Here is a 1,874-nt window from a genome sequence, read left to right as displayed (position 1 = left end):
GATGCGATTGATCTTTAAAAACTAGACAACCGATAAGTGTGGGCACTCGATGAATGGTGCGTCTGCTTCGGCAGATAAGCTTTAAATTTATTGAGGCTCACATAGTAATAGGTAAGTTAAGAAATTAACTTGTCAGCATACTTTGAGAGCGACCGGTTCGAGTGATTTATCACGAAAAACCGAAAACAGTAACAGGTTTAAACTGAAGAGTTTGATCCTGGCTCAGATTGAACGCTGGCGGCATGCCTTACACATGCAAGTCGAACGGCAGCACGGGTGCTTGCACCTGGTGGCGAGTGGCGAACGGGTGAGTAATACATCGGAACGTACCTTGTAGTGGGGGATAGCTCGGCGAAAGCCGGATTAATACCGCATACGCTCTGAGGAGGAAAGCGGGGGACCTTCGGGCCTCGCGCTACAAGAGCGGCCGATGTCAGATTAGCTAGTTGGTGGGGTAAAAGCTCACCAAGGCGACGATCTGTAGCTGGTCTGAGAGGACGACCAGCCACACTGGGACTGAGACACGGCCCAGACTCCTACGGGAGGCAGCAGTGGGGAATTTTGGACAATGGGCGAAAGCCTGATCCAGCAATGCCGCGTGTGTGAAGAAGGCCTTCGGGTTGTAAAGCACTTTTGTCCGGAAAGAAATCCTCTGGGTTAATACCTCGGGGGGATGACGGTACCGGAAGAATAAGCACCGGCTAACTACGTGCCAGCAGCCGCGGTAATACGTAGGGTGCAAGCGTTAATCGGAATTACTGGGCGTAAAGCGTGCGCAGGCGGTTTTGTAAGACGGATGTGAAATCCCCGGGCTCAACCTGGGAACTGCATTCGTGACTGCAAGGCTAGAGTATGGCAGAGGGGGGTAGAATTCCACGTGTAGCAGTGAAATGCGTAGAGATGTGGAGGAATACCGATGGCGAAGGCAGCCCCCTGGGCCAATACTGACGCTCATGCACGAAAGCGTGGGGAGCAAACAGGATTAGATACCCTGGTAGTCCACGCCCTAAACGATGTCAACTAGTTGTTGGGGATTCATTTCCTTAGTAACGAAGCTAACGCGTGAAGTTGACCGCCTGGGGAGTACGGTCGCAAGATTAAAACTCAAAGGAATTGACGGGGACCCGCACAAGCGGTGGATGATGTGGATTAATTCGATGCAACGCGAAAAACCTTACCTACCCTTGACATGTACGGAATCCTGCTGAGAGGTGGGAGTGCTCGAAAGAGAACCGTAACACAGGTGCTGCATGGCTGTCGTCAGCTCGTGTCGTGAGATGTTGGGTTAAGTCCCGCAACGAGCGCAACCCTTGTCCTTAGTTGCTACGCAAGAGCACTCTAGGGAGACTGCCGGTGACAAACCGGAGGAAGGTGGGGATGACGTCAAGTCCTCATGGCCCTTATGGGTAGGGCTTCACACGTCATACAATGGTCGGTACAGAGGGCTGCCAAACCGCGAGGTGGAGCTAACCCCAGAAAACCGATCGTAGTCCGGATCGCAGTCTGCAACTCGACTGCGTGAAGCTGGAATCGCTAGTAATCGCGGATCAGCATGTCGCGGTGAATACGTTCCCGGGTCTTGTACACACCGCCCGTCACACCATGGGAGTGGGTTTTGCCAGAAGTAGGTAGCCTAACCGTAAGGAGGGCGCTTACCACGGCAGGATTCATGACTGGGGTGAAGTCGTAACAAGGTAGCCGTAGGGGAACCTGCGGCTGGATCACCTCCTTTCTAGAGCATGCACTGGAAGTTGAGTGTTCACGCTTATCGGTTGTTGACTGCGTAGATCTAAGTCGGGTCTGTAGCTCAGGTGGTTAGAGCACCGTCTTGATAAGGCGGGGGTCGAAGGTTCAAGTCCTTCCAGACCCACCAA

1 tRNA gene and 1 rRNA gene are annotated in these 1,874 nt (G+C 53.0%); both read left to right on the top strand.

From position 1 onward, the window contains the following. The first annotated feature begins 199 nt into the window (after window positions 1-199). Window positions 200-1,732 (top strand): 16S ribosomal RNA (locus PEP31012_RS23470). 64 nt (window positions 1,733-1,796) lie between these two features. Next, a tRNA-Ile gene (locus PEP31012_RS23465) sits at window positions 1,797-1,873 on the top strand. The last annotated feature ends 1 nt before the right edge of the window (window position 1,874 follow it).

The sequence above is a fragment of the Pandoraea eparura genome (assembly GCF_902459725.1).
GTDB lineage: Bacteria > Pseudomonadota > Gammaproteobacteria > Burkholderiales > Burkholderiaceae > Pandoraea > Pandoraea eparura.
This window is presented reverse-complemented; position numbering and strand designations above follow the sequence as displayed.